Source organism: Halochromatium salexigens (assembly GCF_016653295.1).
Classification (GTDB): Bacteria; Pseudomonadota; Gammaproteobacteria; order Chromatiales; family Chromatiaceae; genus Lamprobacter; species Lamprobacter salexigens.
Genome location: NZ_NHSF01000041.1, coordinates 11,795 through 28,644 on the forward strand (window position 1 = coordinate 11,795; position 16,850 = coordinate 28,644).

The 16,850-nt window shown below is 64.3% G+C and carries 15 protein-coding genes; 7 read left to right on the plus strand and 8 right to left on the minus strand.

The features are described from left to right. Positions 1–109: 109 nt before the first annotated feature. Positions 110–706, minus strand: a complete 597-nt coding sequence (locus CCR82_RS06120) for a class I SAM-dependent methyltransferase (RefSeq protein WP_201244517.1) — start codon at positions 704–706, stop codon at positions 110–112. Positions 707–840: 134 nt separating this feature from the next. On the opposite strand from CCR82_RS06120, the gene CCR82_RS06125 reads away from it, so the two are divergent. The 5 genes from CCR82_RS06125 to CCR82_RS06145 all read left to right on the plus strand — a co-directional run bounded on the left by CCR82_RS06125 (position 841) and on the right by CCR82_RS06145 (position 6,060). Then, entirely contained in the window at positions 841–2,058 is a 1,218-nt protein-coding gene (locus CCR82_RS06125; protein WP_201244518.1) for a nickel-dependent hydrogenase large subunit, read from the plus strand. Between the two features lie 67 nt (positions 2,059–2,125). Continuing rightward, complete coding sequence (locus CCR82_RS06130) at positions 2,126–2,452, plus strand: HypC/HybG/HupF family hydrogenase formation chaperone (protein ID WP_201244519.1); 327 nt, start codon at positions 2,126–2,128, stop codon at positions 2,450–2,452. Further along, positions 2,449–3,618, plus strand: coding sequence for a hydrogenase formation protein HypD (gene hypD, locus CCR82_RS06135; protein ID WP_201244520.1), 1,170 nt, complete (start codon positions 2,449–2,451; stop codon positions 3,616–3,618). The genes CCR82_RS06130 and hypD overlap by 4 nt, the downstream gene beginning before the upstream one ends. Further along, complete coding sequence (hypE, locus tag CCR82_RS06140) at positions 3,618–4,688, plus strand: hydrogenase expression/formation protein HypE (protein WP_201244521.1); 1,071 nt, start codon at positions 3,618–3,620, stop codon at positions 4,686–4,688. Before hypD ends, hypE begins: the two co-directional genes overlap by 1 nt. 91 nt (positions 4,689–4,779) lie before the next feature. Continuing rightward, positions 4,780–6,060: a glycosyltransferase gene (locus CCR82_RS06145; protein ID WP_201244522.1), complete on the plus strand. Its 1,281-nt coding sequence runs from the start codon at positions 4,780–4,782 to the stop codon at positions 6,058–6,060. A 44-nt stretch (positions 6,061–6,104) separates the two neighbouring features. Here CCR82_RS06145 and CCR82_RS06150 read toward each other — a convergent pair whose 3' ends face one another. From CCR82_RS06150 to CCR82_RS06175, 6 genes are all read right to left on the minus strand, one after another. Beyond that, the gene (locus CCR82_RS06150; protein WP_201244523.1) at positions 6,105–6,491 is read right to left on the minus strand and encodes a DUF302 domain-containing protein; all 387 of its coding nucleotides are present in this window, start codon (positions 6,489–6,491) and stop codon (positions 6,105–6,107) included. Between the two features lie 112 nt (positions 6,492–6,603). Beyond that, the gene (locus CCR82_RS06155; RefSeq protein WP_201244524.1) at positions 6,604–6,912 is read right to left on the minus strand and encodes a hypothetical protein; all 309 of its coding nucleotides are present in this window, start codon (positions 6,910–6,912) and stop codon (positions 6,604–6,606) included. A gap of 114 nt (positions 6,913–7,026) precedes the next feature. After that, positions 7,027–8,757, minus strand: a complete 1,731-nt coding sequence (locus tag CCR82_RS06160) for a nickel-dependent hydrogenase large subunit (protein ID WP_201244525.1) — start codon at positions 8,755–8,757, stop codon at positions 7,027–7,029. Then, positions 8,754–10,166 (minus strand): (Fe-S)-binding protein, encoded by a 1,413-nt coding sequence (locus CCR82_RS06165; RefSeq protein ID WP_201244526.1) that lies wholly within the window; start codon positions 10,164–10,166, stop codon positions 8,754–8,756. Before CCR82_RS06165 ends, CCR82_RS06160 begins: the two co-directional genes overlap by 4 nt. After that, the gene (locus tag CCR82_RS06170) at positions 10,163–10,813 is read right to left on the minus strand and encodes a nitrate reductase (protein WP_201244527.1); all 651 of its coding nucleotides are present in this window, start codon (positions 10,811–10,813) and stop codon (positions 10,163–10,165) included. Before CCR82_RS06170 ends, CCR82_RS06165 begins: the two co-directional genes overlap by 4 nt. Positions 10,814–10,863: 50 nt before the next feature. After that, a complete protein-coding gene (locus CCR82_RS06175; protein WP_201244528.1) occupies positions 10,864–11,928 on the minus strand; it encodes a hydrogenase small subunit in 1,065 nt (354 codons plus the stop codon). A gap of 1,020 nt (positions 11,929–12,948) precedes the next feature. On the opposite strand from CCR82_RS06175, the gene CCR82_RS06180 reads away from it, so the two are divergent. Together CCR82_RS06180 and CCR82_RS06185 are read left to right on the plus strand one after the other, a co-directional pair. After that, positions 12,949–14,040 carry a quinone-dependent dihydroorotate dehydrogenase gene (locus CCR82_RS06180; RefSeq protein WP_201244529.1) on the plus strand — a complete coding sequence of 364 codons (1,092 nt, stop codon included), beginning with the start codon at positions 12,949–12,951 and terminating at the stop codon, positions 14,038–14,040. 63 nt (positions 14,041–14,103) lie between these two features. Beyond that, a complete protein-coding gene (locus tag CCR82_RS06185; protein WP_201244530.1) occupies positions 14,104–14,460 on the plus strand; it encodes a hypothetical protein in 357 nt (118 codons plus the stop codon). Here the strand turns inward: CCR82_RS06185 and CCR82_RS06190 are convergent. Further along, on the minus strand, positions 14,447–16,708 hold the full coding sequence (locus CCR82_RS06190; protein WP_201244531.1) for a hypothetical protein: 2,262 nt from the start codon (positions 16,706–16,708) through the stop codon (positions 14,447–14,449). The genes CCR82_RS06185 and CCR82_RS06190 overlap by 14 nt on opposite strands. Between the last annotated feature and the right edge of the window lie 142 nt (positions 16,709–16,850).

Here is a 16,850-nt window from a genome sequence, read left to right on the forward strand (position 1 = left end):
TCCTCGGAGCAGCTCTGATGGTGATGACAAGCGCGGCGCCCCTTTTGCTTGCTGCGCTTTGGAATGCGAAGCCCGCGAAGTCTAAACCCTCGCTCGCGGGGCTGCCAGATCAGCGCTCAATGCGTTGCGCCAATGCGACCGTGTAATGGGCACCCTGCTTGAGCTTGTCGTAGTTGCCGAAGACCTCTTGCAGGTTGCGCTTGAAGAAGGCGCGCAGACCGCTGATGGTCACCAGATAGAGCTGGCCGCCCGGGCGCAGGCGGGCATGGGCATCGTGCAGCAGGAGCGCGAGCAGCTCCTTGCCGACCTTGGCCGGGACATTGCTGGCGATCAGGTCGAAGCGCGCCTCGGGCGGTATCTGCTCGAAGCCATTGCTCAACAGACCGCGGGCGTTGTTCAGACCGTTCAGCGCGGCGTTGTGCTGGGCGAAGTCGACGGCGACGAAATCCTTGTCGACCATCAGCGTCTGGCCCTGTGGCGCCAGAGCCGCCAGGGTCAGCCCGATCGGGCCGTAGCCGCAGCCGAGGTCGAGACAGTCGGCCTGCGGCGCGACTTGCACATGCTGCAGCAGCAGGCGAGTGCCTTCGTCGATCTCGCGCGGGGAGAACAGTCCCCAGGTCGATTCGAACCGCAGCCGTTGCCCGCGCAGGTCGGTCTCGAACTGGATCGGCGCGCGCAGGGCCGCGAGTTGGTCGGGGTCAAGCATCCGGGAGGCTGTCCATCGAGCAAAAACCCGTAGTCTACAGGGCTATGCCGCTTGTGCGTTCGCTAAACTAACGCCTGGCTTGCGTCATCGCGTACGCCTTTGCTCGTTTGCTCGTTTCTGACCCAGGAGGGTTGATGTCCGATCTCGCCGGCCAGCTCAAGATTCGCCTGGATACGGTCAGCAGCGCGGTGACCATTCACTCAAGCCGCCCGGTGACCGCCGCGCGCGTCTTCGCCGGTAAGTCGCCCGCCGAGGTCGTGCGTCAGTTGCCGACGCTCTTCAGCCTCTGTGGAACCGCGCAGGCGGCGGCCTGTGTCGCGGCCTGCGAGCAGGCACTCGGTCGCCAGCCGAGCGCGGCCGTCTTGGCGCGCCGCCAGGCATTGGTGCATGCCGAGACGATCAAGGAACATCTGTGGCGGTTGTTGCTCGACTGGCCACGGATCTTGGCGGCGACTCAGGCCAGGTCGCCTGCAGCGTCGGCGATGCCGCAGGTCATGCGTGCCTTCATGGCGCTGCGTCAAGCTCAGCAAGCGGTCGCTGACCCTTTCACAGTGCATGCGCAACAGGCCGAGCAGAGCACCGCCGCCGTTCTCGATCCGAGCGCGCTGCTGGACCTGGTCACCGAGCAGGCCTTGGGCACCGTGCCAGATGCCTGGCTGCAAACGCTGGATCGCCCGGCGGCGGTGCGGCGCTGGGCTGAGCAGACCCAAACCCCAGCGGCTGGCTTGGTGCGCGCGGTGTTCGCGCAGGGGCTTTTTGCGTGTGGTGCAAACGCGGTCGCGAGGCTGCCGGAAGCGCCTTGGCGGTGGCTCGCGGAGTCGTTAGCGAATGCCAACGCCGATGCGTTCATCGCCGCGCCCCACTGGCAGCAGGAATGCGCCGAAACCGGCCCCTTGGCGCGGGTGGCTGCGCAACCGCTCATTGCGGCCCTGCTCGCCGAATACGGCAATGGCTTACTCACGCGGCTGATGGCGCTCCTCGTCGATCTGGCACAGAGCGCGCGCGGACTTGAGGCCACCCTGGACGCCGGAATGGACAATCCGGGCAGCGCGGTTCAGTTGCCGATAAAAGAAGCTGGCGTTGATGCCGAGGTCGATGCAGGCGTTGGCATCGGCGTGGCCGAAGCCGCCCGCGGGCTGCTCGTGCATCGCGTCCGCATCGCGGCTGGCCGGGTCGAGCAGTATCAGATCCTGGCCCCAACCGAGTGGAATTTTCACCCCAAGGGCGTGGTCGCTCAGGGACTTGCCGCCATCGCGCGCGGCGGTGCCGAGGGACCGGAGCTGGAACGCTTGGCCCGGCTCTACATCACTGCGGTCGATCCCTGTGTCGACTACCGACTTTCTGTATCCTGACCGTCACCGTCGTCGGCCATTGTCTGGATGCCGACGGCGTCACTCAGCCTCCTTCGGAGCACCGCCTATGTGTCTCGCCATACCCGCCCAGATTCTCGAGATCGATCAGGCGGCCGATGCCGCCACCGTGTCCCTCGGGGGCGTGCGCCGGCCCGTCTCCCTGGCCTTGATCGAGGATGCCGAGGTCGGCGATTTCGTCCTCGTCCATGTCGGCTATGCGCTGAACAAGATCAGCGCCGAGGAAGCCGAGCGCACGCTGGCCATGATGCGCGAGATCGGCGAGCTGGCCGATCAGGAAGCCGAATCGATTGATCAGGCCCATCAGGCTGATCAGGCCACCGAGCTGGATGCCACCCACTCAGAGCATGCCACCCCATCGGAGTCGGGCCGATGAAATACATCGATGAATTCCGCGATGGCACGCTGGCCCGGGGGCTGGCCCGGAGCATCAGCGCCGAGGCCGATCCCGCTCGGACCTATCGGCTGATGGAGTTCTGCGGCGGGCATACCCATGCGATCTTCCGCTATGGGGTCCAGGACCTGATGCCGGCCAATGTCCGCTTCGTGCACGGCCCCGGCTGTCCGGTCTGCGTGCTGCCGATGGCGCGCATCGATCAGGCCATCGCCATGGCCGTCGAACACGGAGTCACGCTCTGCACCTACGGCGACCTGATGCGCGTGCCGGCGAGTGAGCGCAAGAGCCTGCTCAAGGCCAAGGCCGAGGGCGCCGACATCCGCATGATCTACTCGACCCAGGACGCGCTGGCCATCGCGCGCAAGGCGCCGGAGCGACAGGTCGTGCTGTTCGCGATCGGCTTCGAGACCACCACGCCGCCGACGGCGGTCGCGCTCAAGACCGCGCGCGCCGAGGGGCTCGAGAACTTCTCGGTCTACTGCAATCATGTGCTCACGCCGGCCGCGCTCGGCACCATTCTGAACGCCGCCAATGAGACCTCTGGCGACAAGGCGGGCGTGCAGCTCGATGGCATCCTCGGCCCCTCGCATGTCAGCACGGTGATCGGCAGCCGGTCCTATGAATGCGTGCCGGCCGAGTTCGGCAAGCCGGTGGTGATCGCCGGTTTCGAACCGCTGGATGTGATGCAGAGCGTGCTGATGCTGATTCGCCAGATCAACAACGGCCAGGCACAGGTCGAAAATCAATACACCCGCGCGGTGACTCGCGACGGGAATCGTAAAGCCCAGGCGTTGATGGCGGAGGTCTTCCGCCCGCATGAGACCTTCGAATGGCGCGGGCTCGGTTTCTTGCCGGGGAGTGCGCTGCGCATCGCCGAGGCCTATGCCGAGTTCGATGCCGAGCAACGCTTCCCGGTCGCGCCTGGCAGCAGCCGGGAGATCAAGGGCTGCGAATGCCCGAGCGTGCTGCGCGGTGTGATGGAGCCGACCGACTGCAAGCTCTTCGGCACCGTCTGCACGCCGGAGAATCCGATGGGCGCCTGCATGGTTTCCTCGGAAGGGGCCTGTGCCGCCTATTGGAGCTACGGGCGGTTTCGGCAACCGGCGGCACCGCAGCCGGCGACCGCGAGCGTGGACGCCGCCTGATGGCCCGCCATGACACCAAACAGTCGCCGGTGCCACGCCGTTTCGCCGGCCGACTCGATCTCGAGCACGGCGCCGTGGATATGAGCCACGGCAGTGGGGGGCGCGCGATGGCGCAGCTCATCGACGAGCTGTTTCGCGTGCATCTGGAGAACGCTCTGCTGGCGCAAGGCAATGATCAGGCGCTGTTCGAGCCGCCGCCCGGCCGTCTGGTCACCAGCACCGATGGCCATGTGATCTCGCCGCTGTTCTTTCCGGGCGGCGATATCGGCGCGCTGGCGGTGCATGGCACCGTCAACGATGTCGCCATGGCCGGCGCCCGTCCGCTCTATCTGACCGCCAGCTTCATCCTCGAAGAGGGGCTGCCGCTGGCCGATCTCGAGCGCATCGTGGCCAGCATGGGGGCCGCTGCCCGTGCGGCCGGCGTGCAGGTGATCGCGGGCGACACCAAGGTCGTCGAGCGCGGCAAGGGCGATGGCTGCTTCATCTCGACGACCGGGATCGGCGTGGTGCCGGACGGTATCCAGATCTCCGGCGATCGGGCCCAACCCGGCGATGCAATCCTGGTCAGCGGCAGCCTCGGTGACCACGGTGTCGCCATCCTCTCAAAACGCGAGAACCTCGGTTTCGAGACCGAGATCGCCTCCGACAGCCAATCCCTGCATGATCTCGTTGCTGCGATGATCGAGGCCGTGCCGGACATCCACTGCCTGCGCGACCCGACCCGCGGTGGCTTGGCGACCACCCTCAACGAGCTGGCGTTGCAATCGCGGGTCGGCATGCAGATCCGCGAACCGGCGATCCCGATTCGCGCCGAGGTCAGCGCTGCCTGCGAGCTGCTTGGGCTCGATCCCCTCTATGTCGCCAATGAAGGCAAGCTGATCGCGATCTGCGCCGGCGATCGGGCCGAGACGCTACTCGCGGCGATGCGCACCCATCCCAAGGGCCGGGAGGCGGCGATCATCGGCCAGGTGGTCACCGACCCGCATCAGTTCGTGCAGATGGAGACCGCGTTCGGCGGCAGCCGCATCGTCGATTGGCTGGCCGGCGAGCAACTGCCGCGCATCTGCTGAGACGCTGTCTCAGCGCAATGAAACGTCGAGCTGGTAACATCTGTCACTTTGCGCCCGCGCGCCACGGGTCTTTGCGAGGTCTGGTCTGCCGATGCGTGTCTTGATGATTTCGGACGTCTACTTTCCCCGCGTCAACGGGGTATCGACGTCTATTCAGACCTTTGGTCGCGAACTCGTCGCCAAGGGCCATCAGGTGACGCTGATCACGCCCAGCTATGGCGTGGAGATCCCGGACCCGTTGGACCCGTTCGAGATCATTCGCATCCCGTCGCGTTACCTCCCGTTCGACCCCGAGGATCGCATCATGCGCTGGGGATTGTTGCGCGGCTATCGCAAGCGCTTGCGCGCGCAACGCTTCGACCTGGTTCACATCCACACCCCCTTCGTTGCCCACTACGCCGGGTTGGCGCTGGCGCGTTGGCTCTCGATACCGGTGGTGGAAAGCTATCACACCTTCTTCGAGCAATACCTGGATAAGTACATCCCGCTGATACCAGAGGCCTGGCTGCGGTTTGCCGCGCGGCGTTTTTCCGCCGAACAGTGCAATGATGTCGATGCCCTCGCGGTGCCCTCACAGGTGATGCTCGATGTGCTTACCCGCTATGGCATCCAAAGTCCAGCCGATGTGGTCCCGACCGGGATCGATCTGCAACAGTTCAGCCAGGGCGATGGCGGGCGTTTTCGCCAGCGCTGGGGAATCGACGCCGAGCGCCCCCTCCTAGTGCATGTCGGGCGTCTGGCGTTCGAGAAGAACTGTGACTTTCTTCTGCGCATGTTGGTGCATATCAAGGCCAAGGTGCCAGAGGTTCTGCTGGTCATTGCTGGCGATGGCCCCGCCCTTAAACGCTTGCAACGCCTCAGCCGTCGGCTTGGGCTGAAGGAGCACGTGCTGTTCACCGGCTACTTGGCGCGCGATGGCTCGCTCGAGGACTGTTACAGCGCTGGCAAGGCCTTTGTCTTCTCCTCGCTGACCGAGACCCAGGGCTTGGTGCTGCTAGAGTCCATGGCGCTGGGGACGCCGGTGGTCGCGATCGCCGAGATGGGCACCCGCGAGGTGCTGCGCGATAGCGAGGGCTGCTTGATCGCCCGGAATGACGAGGTCCATTTCGCCCAACAGTGTGTGCGGTTGCTGCATGAGCCCGAACTGCGCGCCCAGCTCGCCGCCCGTGCCCGCACCTATGCACGCAGCTGGTCCGCCCCAGTACTTGCCGAGCGCATGCTCGATTTCTATGCTGGCACCCTGCTGCGTGCCGAGGCCGCGAAGGAACGCTCGGCGCAGGACGTGGCCGACGTTGTTGATGCCGCTGCGGGGCTGCCGTCCAGCATCGATGCATTAGATCCAGAGCATGAACCTAAGCGCAGCCCATCCTGAATACCCAAGACTGGATGATCTACTCCGCCCCGCCTTTAGGTTAACTACTTGATCGCTTTCATCACGCGATCAAGGCGCTCACGGACCTTCGCGGCGAGTTCGGGAACCTGGGGGTTGTCGACCAGCTCGAGCACGGTCAATGGGTTCATGAAGAGCACGCGGACGTCACCCTCATCGTCGACGCGCACGACCACATTGCAGGGCAGCAGCGCGCCGATATCCGGCTCGGCGGTGATCGCTTGGTGCGCGAACTCGGGGTTGCAGGCGCCGAGGATGCGATAGGGGGGTTGATCCACCCCCAGCTTGCTGTTCAGGGTCTTGGCCACATCGATGTCGCTGAGTACACCGAAGCCTTCCTCTTTTAGTGCCTGGGTGACGCGCTCGATCGTCTCGTCGAAGCCGGTGCTGACCTTGGTTGATACGCCGTACATGATGTCGGGTTCTCCTATTGGCTGGAGGGTGGCGCTGTCTGTCGACAACACCACCCCTTGGACTACCCGGGAGATGGGGCTGATCGGTTCGATTGTCGAGCGGCTTAGCGGTTTATGCCCACTGCGGTTTCAGTGAGGACCCGCTCCAGTTTGAGCGGGTCTTGGGTTCCGGTAGCTCGCAGCGTGGGGCATGCTCAAACAGCTCGACCCAGCTTTCCTCGGCTTGTCCGACCGCGTCAAGTATGCAGAGCGGGCCGGCACTGTTGATGGCGGCCTGGCGCCAGCGGTCGGCGTCCAACTTGCGTTTTGCGGCTCGATGCTGCTCGGCTAAGTGATCTTGGCGACTCAGCTCGTCCTGGTGCTTCTGCTGCGAGATGAAGTGTCGCGCGTGGAGTTCGGCGAGGCGTGCAAGTGATGTCATGACGGTTCTCCTTTGGCTTGGCTGACGGCCGGGGCACGGACGCTGTTGTTGTGTGATCGTGGTGTCAGTCCGTGCTGAGTCCGGCCGGCGTGTGATGGAACGCGCGTCGGCGTCCTATTGCACCTGAACGTTGAGCACCTCCTCCCCGTCGGGGTCTGAAATATGCACCGCGCAGGCGATGCAGGGATCGAAGCTGTGGACCGTGCGCAGGATCTCGATCGGCTGTTGCGGATCGTGCAGGGCGTGGCCGGCGAGGGCCGCCTCGTAGGGGCCTTCCTGCTCCTGCGCATCACGCGGGCCGGCGTTCCAGGTGCTCGGCACCACGGCCTGATAATTGGCGACCTTGCCGTCCTCGATCACGATCCAATGTCCGAGCGCCCCGCGCGGGGCCTCCATGCGGCCGACGCCCTGCGCCTTCTTCGGCCAGGTTTCGGGGTCCCAGAGGGTCTCGTTGAAGGTCTTGACGTCGCCGGACTTGATGTTGGCGACCAGGTTGTCGTACCAGCCTTGCAGCTCGTCGACGATCAAGGCTGTCTCGAGCGTGCGCGCGGCGGTGCGGCCCATCGTTGAATAGAGCGCCTCGATGGGCAGATCGAGCTGCTGCAGGGTGCTGTCTACCAGGGTCTTGGCCTGCTCATTGCCGTTGGCGTAGAGCATCAGCATCCGCGCCAGTGGCCCGACCTCCATCGGCTTGCCCTTCCAGCGCGGGGTCTTAAGCCAGGAGTACTGATTCTCGACATCGAGCTGCTGATAGGGCGGCTCCGGGCCGGTATAGGCGAAGGTCGTCTCGCCCTGGTAGGGATGCAGTCCGGCATCCTTGCCGGCTTTGTAGTCGTACCAGGCATGGGCGACGAACTCTTGGATCTCGGCCTCGGCGTCGAGATCGACCGGCTCGATGTGGCTCAGATCGCGGTTCAGGATCACGCCGGTGGGGATCAGATAGGACTCCGGGTCGCCATAGCCCTTGGCCGGGAAGTCGCCATAGGTCATGAAGTTGCCGACACCTTCGCCTTTCTGGAACCAGTCCTTGTAGAAACTGGCGATGGCGATGGTGTCCGGCACATAGACCTGATGCACGAAGTCGTGCATCTGCTCGATGATGTTGCGCACCCGCTCCAGGCCCACGACGTCGAGCGCGGTGCCGGCCTGCTTGCCGGATTCCAGGCTGATCGCGCAGGGCATGCCGCCGACGCAGAGGTTGGGATGCGGGTTCTTACCGCCGAAGATGGCATGCAATTCGGCGACGTTGCGCTGCCAGGCAAGCGCATCGAGATAATGCGCGACCGCCATCAGATTGGCCTCGGGCGGCAGCTTGTAGGCCGGGTGGCCCCAGTAGCCATTGGCGAAGATGCCGAGCTGGCCGGCCTCGACGAAGCCCTTGAGGCGCTTCTGGACGTCGGCGAAGTAGCCCGGCGAGGTCTTGGCGTAAGTGCCGATCGATTGCGCCAGCTCCGAGGTCTTCTTCGGGTCGGCCTGCAGTGAGCCGAGCAGATCGACCCAGTCCAACGCGTGCAGGTGATAGAAGTGCATCACGTGGTCATGCACATACTGGCTGCCGATCATCAGATTGCGGATCAGCTCGGCATTGGGCGGGATCTTGTAGTCGAGCGCATCCTCGACCGCGCGCACCCCGGCGATGCCATGCACCAGAGTGCAGACGCCGCAGATGCGTTGCACGAAGGCCCAGACCTCGCGCGGGTCGCGGCCCTGGACGATGGTCTCGAGCCCGCGCACGCTAGTGCCACTGGAGTAGGCCTGCTCGATGATGCCACCGTTCATCTGCGCCTCGATGCGCAGATGACCTTCGATACGGGTGATCGGATCAACAACAACGCGGGCACTCATGCAACGGCTCCTCGGGCTTGGGCGTTAGCGGTGGACTCGTCCTCGATCAGATGGTCGGCAACCAGCTCGACCAGGCTATGGACCTGCTTGTCCCAATGGTTCTTCTGCCGGCCGGACTCGAAGTTGAGCCGGCAGCTGGCGCAGCTGACCACGACCGACTCGGCGCCGGACTCGTTGACCTCGCGGATCTTGATCTTGAACGACTCATCCCGCAGCCGGGTGGCGTCTTCGAGCAGGAAGATGCCGGCGCCGCCGCCGCAGCACCAGTTGTATTCCTTGTTCGCGGGCATCTCGACTAGGTCGGCGTCCATCGCCGCCAGTACCGCGCGCGGCTCATCGAAGGCACCGCCCCGGCGTCCGGTCTTGCAGGGGTCGTGGAAGGTGACCTTACCGTCGAACGGGGTCAGATGCAGATTGCCGGCCTTGGCCTGTTTGCCGAGGAACTCGGACATGTACATCATCTCGAACGGCAGTCCGCCACTGCTGAGCATCGGGTTCCAGCGCAGCGCCGGGTAGGCATGGCCGCATTCGGCGATGACCAGGATCTTGGCCTGAACGCGTTGGGCGGCGGCGATGATTGGATCGACCTGTTTCTTCCACAGCGACATATCGCCTGAGAGCAGACCAAAGTTGGCGCTCTCGAAGCCGTCGGAGCAGATGGTCCAGTCGACGCCGAGATGGTTCATGATCTTGGCCGTGGCCAGCAGGCCATTGCCGTTGGCGACCAGATCGACCGCCGAGCTCAGCACCATGACCTCGGCCTGCTCCTTGTCGAGCGGCACCTCGATGCCAGCCTTTTCGCGGATGGTCTCGACCATCTTGCGGAGGGAATCGGGCGAGGAGCCAAACACCGTACCCATCTGTTTCTGCTCCATGCGCAGCGCGGCCAGCTCCGGTGGCACCAGCTCGGCGGCGACCATGGCGCTGCGCATGTGATGCACCAGCGAGGCGGTGTCGATGCCCATCGGGCAGACCATGGTGCAGCGGCCGCACTCCGAGCAGGAATCGTAGATCAGCTCCTTGGCCTGCTCGAAGTCGGAGAGCTTGACCGGCTGAGTGATCAACCGGTGCCACCAGCGCATCGGGCTGATCTCGCGCTGATAGACGCGGCGATAGAGATCCATCTTGCGCATCGGCGCGTATTTGGCCTCACCGGTGGCCTGAAAATAATGGCAGGCATTGGTGCATTGGCCGCAGTGGATGCAGCTCTCGAGCCAGACCGCCTCGTCGGCGTTGGTCTCCTCGATCAGGGTTTCGACGGCGCCCTGGAGGCGTTTCTCGTCGGACTTGGTCGGCTGTGGCGCCATCTCGCGCAGCATGCCGATCTGGCCGGCGAGACCTTGGTAGACTTGCTCGAAGCTGGGAAAGATGGGAGTGGCCGTGGCGGCCGTTGTATTCGCAGTGCTCATATCCGAACCCCCTTGTGGGCGTAGGCCAGCCCGCTCTGGGCGCGGGAGAAGATGAACCAGAACGCATGCATCAGCTTGCTGAACGGCATATAGGCGAACAGCAGCGCCGAACTCAGGATGTGCAGCGCGAGCATGGTCTCGTAGCGCAGGCCGACATGGGCAAAGGCCATGAGGCCGGTCAGCAGCGGCAGGGCGACGATGATCCAGGTGACGTAATCGCCGACGGTGGAGTTGTAGACGGCCGGTTTCGCCAGGCGGCGGGTGATCAATGCGATCAGCGAGGCGAGGGCGACGGTGCCGAGCGCGACGCCGACGAAGTTCGGCAGTGCCGGCCAGGCGAGGCCGGTCAGGCTGGTGATGAACTCGATGTGCGGGACGATGCCGACCACCACCAGCAGGGTGGCGATGTGGAAGATGTAGGCCACAACGGTCTGATAGCGCGTGGTGGTGGTGAACTCACCACTCGGCCAGGCGCGACTGAAGACGGTGCGATAGCCCTTGAAGTTGCCAAAGGCATCGCGGGGTCGGGAGAGGTCGGCGCCGCGCGTGAGGGCAAGCACGCCGATGATCCGCAGGGCGATGCCGGCGGCCATGATGATGAGTGCGGCATGGATCGCAGGGCCGCGGGCGAATTCAAGCAGTGACATGGGGTTCCAGTCTCCTGATGAGGTTTGGTGGTTCGATCGTTGGTCGCCGGCTAGTCGCTGCTGTGCTCGTGCGCGGCCAGCTCAGTCTTCTTGCGCCGAGCAAGCACGGCAGCTCCAACGCCAGCCGCGGCGCCAGCGACGGCAGCGGCACCCAGCTTGGCGCTGTCCCCAAAGTTGCCGGTGGCGACTGACTCATAGACCCCGCCGATGTCCCAGAAGCGAGGTTCGGAGCAACCGAGGCAGCCGTGCCCGGACTGGATCGGGAAGCTGACGCCGTTATTCCATTTGATATGCGCACAGGCGTTGTAGGCGATCGGCGCCTTGCAGCCGAGCTTGTACAGACACCAGCCCTTGCGTGCGCCTTCGTCGTCGAAGGTCTCAGCGAACTCGCCGCGGTCGTAGAAGGGACGGCGATAGCAACGGTCGTGGATATTCTCGCCAAAGAAGGCGACCGGGCGCCCGAGATGGTCGAGCTCAGGCAGGCGCCCAAGGGTCAGGTACTGGGCGATGACGCCGGTGATCGCGAGCGGCATTGGCGGGCAACCGGGCACATTGACGATCGGCTTGTCCTTGATAATGTCGCCCACTGCGACGGCGCGGGTCGGATTAGGCTTGGCCATCGGGATGCCGCCGTAGGCCGAGCAGGTGCCGATGTTGATCACCGCGGCGGCATTGGCGCAGGCCTCTTTCAACATCGCGAGGTTACTGATGCCGGCGACCGTCGAGCAGTGCTCATCGAGCGGGACCGAGCCGTCGACCAGCACCAGGTATTTGCCAGCATTCTCGTGCTGGGCCTGCTCGCGGGCGTGCTCGGCGGCGTCGCCGGAGGCCGCTTGCAGGGTATGGTGATAGTCGAGCGAGATGAAGTTGAACATTAGCGCTTCGATGGATGGTGCGCTGGAGCGGGTCAGCGCCTCGGTACAGCCGGTGCATTCCTGAAAGGACAGCCAAATGACCGATGGACGACGGGCGCTGGCAAGGGCTTCGGCCATCGCCGGTGCAATGCCGGCTGGCAACGCCATCAAGGAAGCGGTGGTCGAGCAGAATTTGAGGAAAGCGCGACGGCTGATTCCTTGGCTTTGCAGCAGTCCTCCGAAGGTGGGCTCGTGGGGCATTGCGGGCATCTCCTTGTTTGGTGGTTGTGTCTCGCGTTGGTGTCGATGATTAATTGGTCTATTGCTTATGGGCCGCGAATCGTCAATGAAATGGCCTTGGTTTCGTTATGGAAATGGCTGAATTTCATAGCGTTTTGCTTGGTTTGCGGCAGTTTCTATGCGGTCATCATTACTGTAGATGCTAGAAGCGAAAAGTGAGGCATGCGTCATATTTTATAATTGACGTGTGTCAGGACTTGTTGAAAGTTATGGATGATCTCTCACTGCGCGTGATCGAATCAATGATTACTCAACCAATTAACTTTTAATTGGGTAAAGTAATTAATTGGTAATCACAGGGAATAATAAAATACTGATGTGCTTTGCCTGGCTGCGTTATGATGGCGCGCTTGAACGCTGGCCAAAGCGCCTTGCTTGTCCGATAGCGGGAGACGGATCAGGTAGAGCGGGACGAATCGGGAACGCAGTGGAGCGAGACGGCGCAGGTCGAGACAGCGCTGGGCTGAGCCGAGAAGGCTAGGAAGCGACGGAGGTGAGGCGGGGATGCGTCAGGCTGGATGTCAGTCTGGAACGTGCCTTGGAGAAGGAATGGGGGAAGGAATGGCGCCGACGCGCGCAGAGCCGTCGGCGCCTTCGGGCCGCTTGTCGCGGCTGATGACGGCGCTTAACCGATGAAGCCGTAGCCGACGGCGATGAGCATGAGGAGGACGGCGGCGATGGAGAGTAACTCTCCGGCGTGGAGTTCCTTGAGTGCGACGAGGTATTTCATGGCAGCAGGTCTCTGTCTCTTGAGGTTGGGTTTGCGATTCCGAGAACGTCGCGATCGGTACATCAGGCTCACGGCGTTCCACCGAACGGCGGCATGGAGTGCCGCCTCGAGTCGAGGCTCTAACAGAGTATTAGCATATAGTGTAATAATTGCCATTGCGGAATCGCAATGCGTGATCTCTGGTGTTGCACGCCGAGAACCGCTTCACAATTAAGGTCTGAGCCTCAAAACCGGCTGAATTGAGAACAACCATGTCGACTAAAAGGACACACTCGGCCTCTTCGGAGGCTGACCCTGGAGCCGAGTCCGGACTCCTGTGGGGGCTGTTGCGTCCACTCTTGTTTCGGCTCGATGCGGAGCGGGTGCATGGCCTTGCCCTCGCGTTGGCCGCGCGTTGGTCACAGCATTTCAGCGGGCGGCTTGGCGCCTCGGATGTGGCGCGGAGCCCGGCACTGGCGGTGGATGCGATGGGCTTGCGCTTCCCGAATCCGATCGGGCTGGCGGCCGGGCTCGATAAGGATGCCGAAGCGGTGCCGCTATGGCAGCGCCTGGGGTTCGGCTTTGTCGAGGCCGGCACGGTCACGGCGCTGGACCAGCCGGGCAATCCGCGCCCGCGTCTGTTTCGACTGCCGGGCGATGCGGCGTTGGTCAACCGCATGGGCTTCAATAACGCTGGTGCCGAGGCGATGGCGGCGCGCTTGACGCGGCTGCGTGAGCGAGCACTCCTGCAGGTGCCGCTCGGGGTCAACCTGGGCAAATCCAAGGTGACGCCTGCAGCGCTGGCGGCGAGCGATTATCAGCGCAGTTGCGCCTTGCTCGCCGAGCTGGCCGATTATCTCGTGGTCAACATCTCGAGCCCGAACACGCCCGGGCTGCGGGATCTGCAAACCACCGAGCAGGTCCGCGAGCTGGTGGAGGCGGTGCAGGGACCGAACCAACGCCTGCGCCATCCGCGGCCGGTGTTGTTGAAGCTGGCCCCGGATCTGGCCGATGAGGACGCCATCGCCTGTGCCGAGACGGCGATCGATGCCGGTTGCGCCGGCCTGATCCTCACCAATACGACGATCCGCTTCGAGGGGCTCAACACCGCGACCGAGGGCCTGAGCGGCGGCCTGTCGGGCCGGCCCTTGTTCGCGCGCAGTACCGAACTGCTCGGGCACGTGCGCCGGGCCTTGGGAACGGACCCGGTGCTGATCGGCACCGGAGGCATCTTCGCGCCCGAGGACGCGGCCGCGAAACTTGCGGCGGGCGCCGATCTGGTCCAGCTCTATACCGGCCTCATCTATCGCGGCCCGGGGCTCGTGCGCCGGTTGTTGGCCGAGCTGCGAGTCCGGGAGCCATGAGCCCTGGAGGCGGTCGCCCTTGGTCCCCACACTGTCACCTCCAATGATCAACGGAGCAAGACCATGCAGGATCGACCCCAAATCAAGACCGCCCTGCCGAAACAGCGCTATCAGATCGGCGACCATACCGCGACACTCCTGGGTGAGATCGAGACCGATGACGAGCGCCGCTATCATTTCATCCTGGCGCTGGTGCCCATGGGAGAGCAGGAGCCCGTGCTCTACGTGACCAGCGAGCAGGCGCCGGCGGAGCGGCGCTCCGAAGGCGCCTATGATCTGCGGGTGATCAGCGCCAGCCTGACCGATGTGCTCGACACCGCCGACCGTTGGCAGCGCCTGGATCAGTTCGCCGAACAGGCGCTCGATCTCGCGCAACAGGTGCTGGGGCTGCGCAACCAGCAGGTGGTCAAGCTGATGTAATTGTGCTCGCCGGCGGGCTCGGATCGCGCTGCGACGCCGGCATGAGCAAGAGGGCGTCGAGCGCGGCGCGCTCATCATCGCAGCGGCGGCGCAGCTCCAGCACAGTGGCGCGGCTGTCCTCGATCGCCTGTTGCAGTTGTTCGGCCTCGGCCTCGAGCACGATGAGGCGGCCATGCTGCTCGTCGAGCGCCTTCTGATCCGGCCCCAAGGCACGCTCAAGGCGCTTGATGGTGCGCCGCAGGGCCCGCGCACGGGCCGCCAAGGGACCGAAGTGGCCCTGTGAGCCGCCGCCCTGTGAGCCCTGCGCCGCACGCTGTTGTGCGACAGCGGCGAGTTCAACGCGCGCGGCCTCCAGTGTGGGCTGCTTGGCCGTGACCTTGGCCTTGATGGAGGCCGCCGCCTCGCGCGCGGTGCCGATGGCCTGCTGATTGTCGGCGAGGGTTCGTGCAAGGCGCAGTTGCTGCTCGCGCGCTTGGGCGAGCTGGGCGCGATGGTGCTCGAGGCGCTGGCGCAGGTCATCTCGCTGCTGATCGCGCTGTTTGCGCTCGGTCTCGGCCTGAGCCAGGCTCTGATCCTGGCGTTCGCGCTCCAACTGCAAACGATCGCGCTCGCGCTGCAAGTCGGTTTCGTCGCCGAGACGGGCTTCCATCTGCTGGAGCCGCAGCGCCAGTTCGTGCTCGCGGGCCTTGAGTTCGGCCTCGCGCTGGCGATGTTCGAGCGCGAGCTGATGATCGATGCCCTCGCGGCGGCGGCTGAGTAACTCGCGCTCGTGGGTGTGGTCGGCGTTGAGCCGCGCAAGATCGGCTTGTGCCTCGAGTTCGTCGCGGTGGTTGGCAACGAAAGCGGCGGGGTCGCGCTCCCACTGCTCCCAGCGGCGCGCGAATTCGGCCGGCGAGAGCCGACGCTTGGCGTCTTGAGGATGCCCGAAGCCCGGGATATCGGCCAAGTCGCCGTTGAGATAGTTGCGGTATTGGACTTGCGCGGTCTCGCTGTAGTAGGTCTGCACGGCCGCTGGCTCGAACAGCTTGAGCGCGATCAACGCGAAGAACAGGATGCCAAGCGCGGCCTGAGCGAAGCCTTCGACGGTCTCGAAATGGGGTACACCTTGCTCGGCTGGGCTTTCGCGCAGCGCATTCAGGGCTTTGGATTGTGCGGCAAAGGTGAGTTTGGGCGGCGAAGCTGGGGGTTGCTCAGCCTCGACCTCGTCGGCAATGCGCTCAAGCAGGGCGCGTTCTTGCTCGCGCACCTCGACGATGGAGGCATTGAGGGCCTCGAGGCGCTGGCGCAGCTCGCCGATGCGCGCCTCGATCGGTGCCAGGCGCTCGGCGTGTTCGCGGCGTTTAGCGGTCAAGGTGTCTTCCAGCGCCTGTGCCTGTGCCTCCCACCGGCGCGCCTCGGGACCATAGCCTTGGGGCCGGCCTTCGCGTCCGAGCAGCTCATCGCCGACCCGCTTTCTGGCCTCGGCAAGGTCCTGAGCGAGCACCTCGATCTCGGGACGCTCATCGGCGCTGAGTTGATCGCGACGCTTGCGTTCCGCGGCCAGCTCTTTCTTGACGTCGCGAACCTGCTGCTCGATGCCCTGAATGCGGGCGCGATAACCTGCATCATGTTGTGCGGCGCGCTCCTCAATCTGCGCGTTTAGCACGCGCTCTCGCTCGTCGAAGTAGCGCTCCACCTGGGTCTGGTGCCCAGCGGCGATGTCATCGGCACGAATCAGTTTCTCGATGAACGGTGCGGTCACATAGAGTGAGACGGCAACGATCGCGATTCGTACCAGCAGCCCGAAGAGCCAGCGCAGCCATGGGCCCGCGTTGCGCGGCTTAGTGCCTCCTTGCTCCGCGCCTTGTCGCCCTTGGCGGCGCAAGCGGGGTTTCTCGGACATGATCAGCGAGGCGTCGAGTATCCAGATGACCGAGAACATCAACGCGAACAGGAACAGCCCGATCGCCGGCGCGAGCCAGGCCGTGGCCTCGGGCACCAAGGAGAAGCCAACGGCACCCCAGACAAAGCCTTCGAGACTGGCCATGAGCAGGATCACCATCCGCGCGGAGCCGATCCAAGCCGCCGCAGCCGGTGTCAGTAGAGCCCGCCCATAGGGTTGCAGTCGCAGATAGTCGCTCAGGCGCAGGGCTGGGCCGGCCGTGCCGGCGTGGCCGCTTGGCCCGTCGTACGCCCCCTGTCGCTGTTGCAGTGCATTGCGCGGCCGAGCGAATCGGCGCGATGGCGGTGATTGGCCTGAAGCGTGCATCTTGGCGGACGGCTCGGTATGCCGCACTTGGTTGCTGGGGCGGCCTTTGCAGCTGAGTGGTTTATCATAAAGGATCTGCTGCTCTAGGTTGGCAGGTCTCTTTCCTGAAGCCGATGCTCGGGCTTGTTGGTTCAACAGAATC

Bases quoted from the DNA above. Each gene is read 5' to 3' on its own strand.
- hypE (WP_201244521.1), top strand. From the start codon at position 3,618: ATGGCCCGCCATGACACCAAACAGTCGCCGGTGCCACGCCGTTTCGCC.
- CCR82_RS06180 (WP_201244529.1), top strand. From the start codon at position 12,949: ATGTCGACTAAAAGGACACACTCGGCCTCTTCGGAGGCTGACCCTGGA.
- CCR82_RS06145 (WP_201244522.1), top strand. From the start codon at position 4,780: ATGCGTGTCTTGATGATTTCGGACGTCTACTTTCCCCGCGTCAACGGG.
- CCR82_RS06125 (WP_201244518.1), top strand. From the start codon at position 841: ATGTCCGATCTCGCCGGCCAGCTCAAGATTCGCCTGGATACGGTCAGC.
- CCR82_RS06130 (WP_201244519.1), top strand. From the start codon at position 2,126: ATGTGTCTCGCCATACCCGCCCAGATTCTCGAGATCGATCAGGCGGCC.
- CCR82_RS06170 (WP_201244527.1), bottom strand. From the start codon at position 10,813: ATGTCACTGCTTGAATTCGCCCGCGGCCCTGCGATCCATGCCGCACTC.
- CCR82_RS06185 (WP_201244530.1), top strand. From the start codon at position 14,104: ATGCAGGATCGACCCCAAATCAAGACCGCCCTGCCGAAACAGCGCTAT.
- CCR82_RS06150 (WP_201244523.1), bottom strand. From the start codon at position 6,491: ATGTACGGCGTATCAACCAAGGTCAGCACCGGCTTCGACGAGACGATC.
- CCR82_RS06120 (WP_201244517.1), bottom strand. From the start codon at position 706: ATGCTTGACCCCGACCAACTCGCGGCCCTGCGCGCGCCGATCCAGTTC.
- CCR82_RS06190 (WP_201244531.1), bottom strand. From the start codon at position 16,708: ATGCACGCTTCAGGCCAATCACCGCCATCGCGCCGATTCGCTCGGCCG.
- CCR82_RS06160 (WP_201244525.1), bottom strand. From the start codon at position 8,757: ATGAGTGCCCGCGTTGTTGTTGATCCGATCACCCGTATCGAAGGTCAT.
- CCR82_RS06175 (WP_201244528.1), bottom strand. From the start codon at position 11,928: ATGCCCCACGAGCCCACCTTCGGAGGACTGCTGCAAAGCCAAGGAATC.
- CCR82_RS06165 (WP_201244526.1), bottom strand. From the start codon at position 10,166: ATGAGCACTGCGAATACAACGGCCGCCACGGCCACTCCCATCTTTCCC.
- hypD (WP_201244520.1), top strand. From the start codon at position 2,449: ATGAAATACATCGATGAATTCCGCGATGGCACGCTGGCCCGGGGGCTG.
- CCR82_RS06155 (WP_201244524.1), bottom strand. From the start codon at position 6,912: ATGACATCACTTGCACGCCTCGCCGAACTCCACGCGCGACACTTCATC.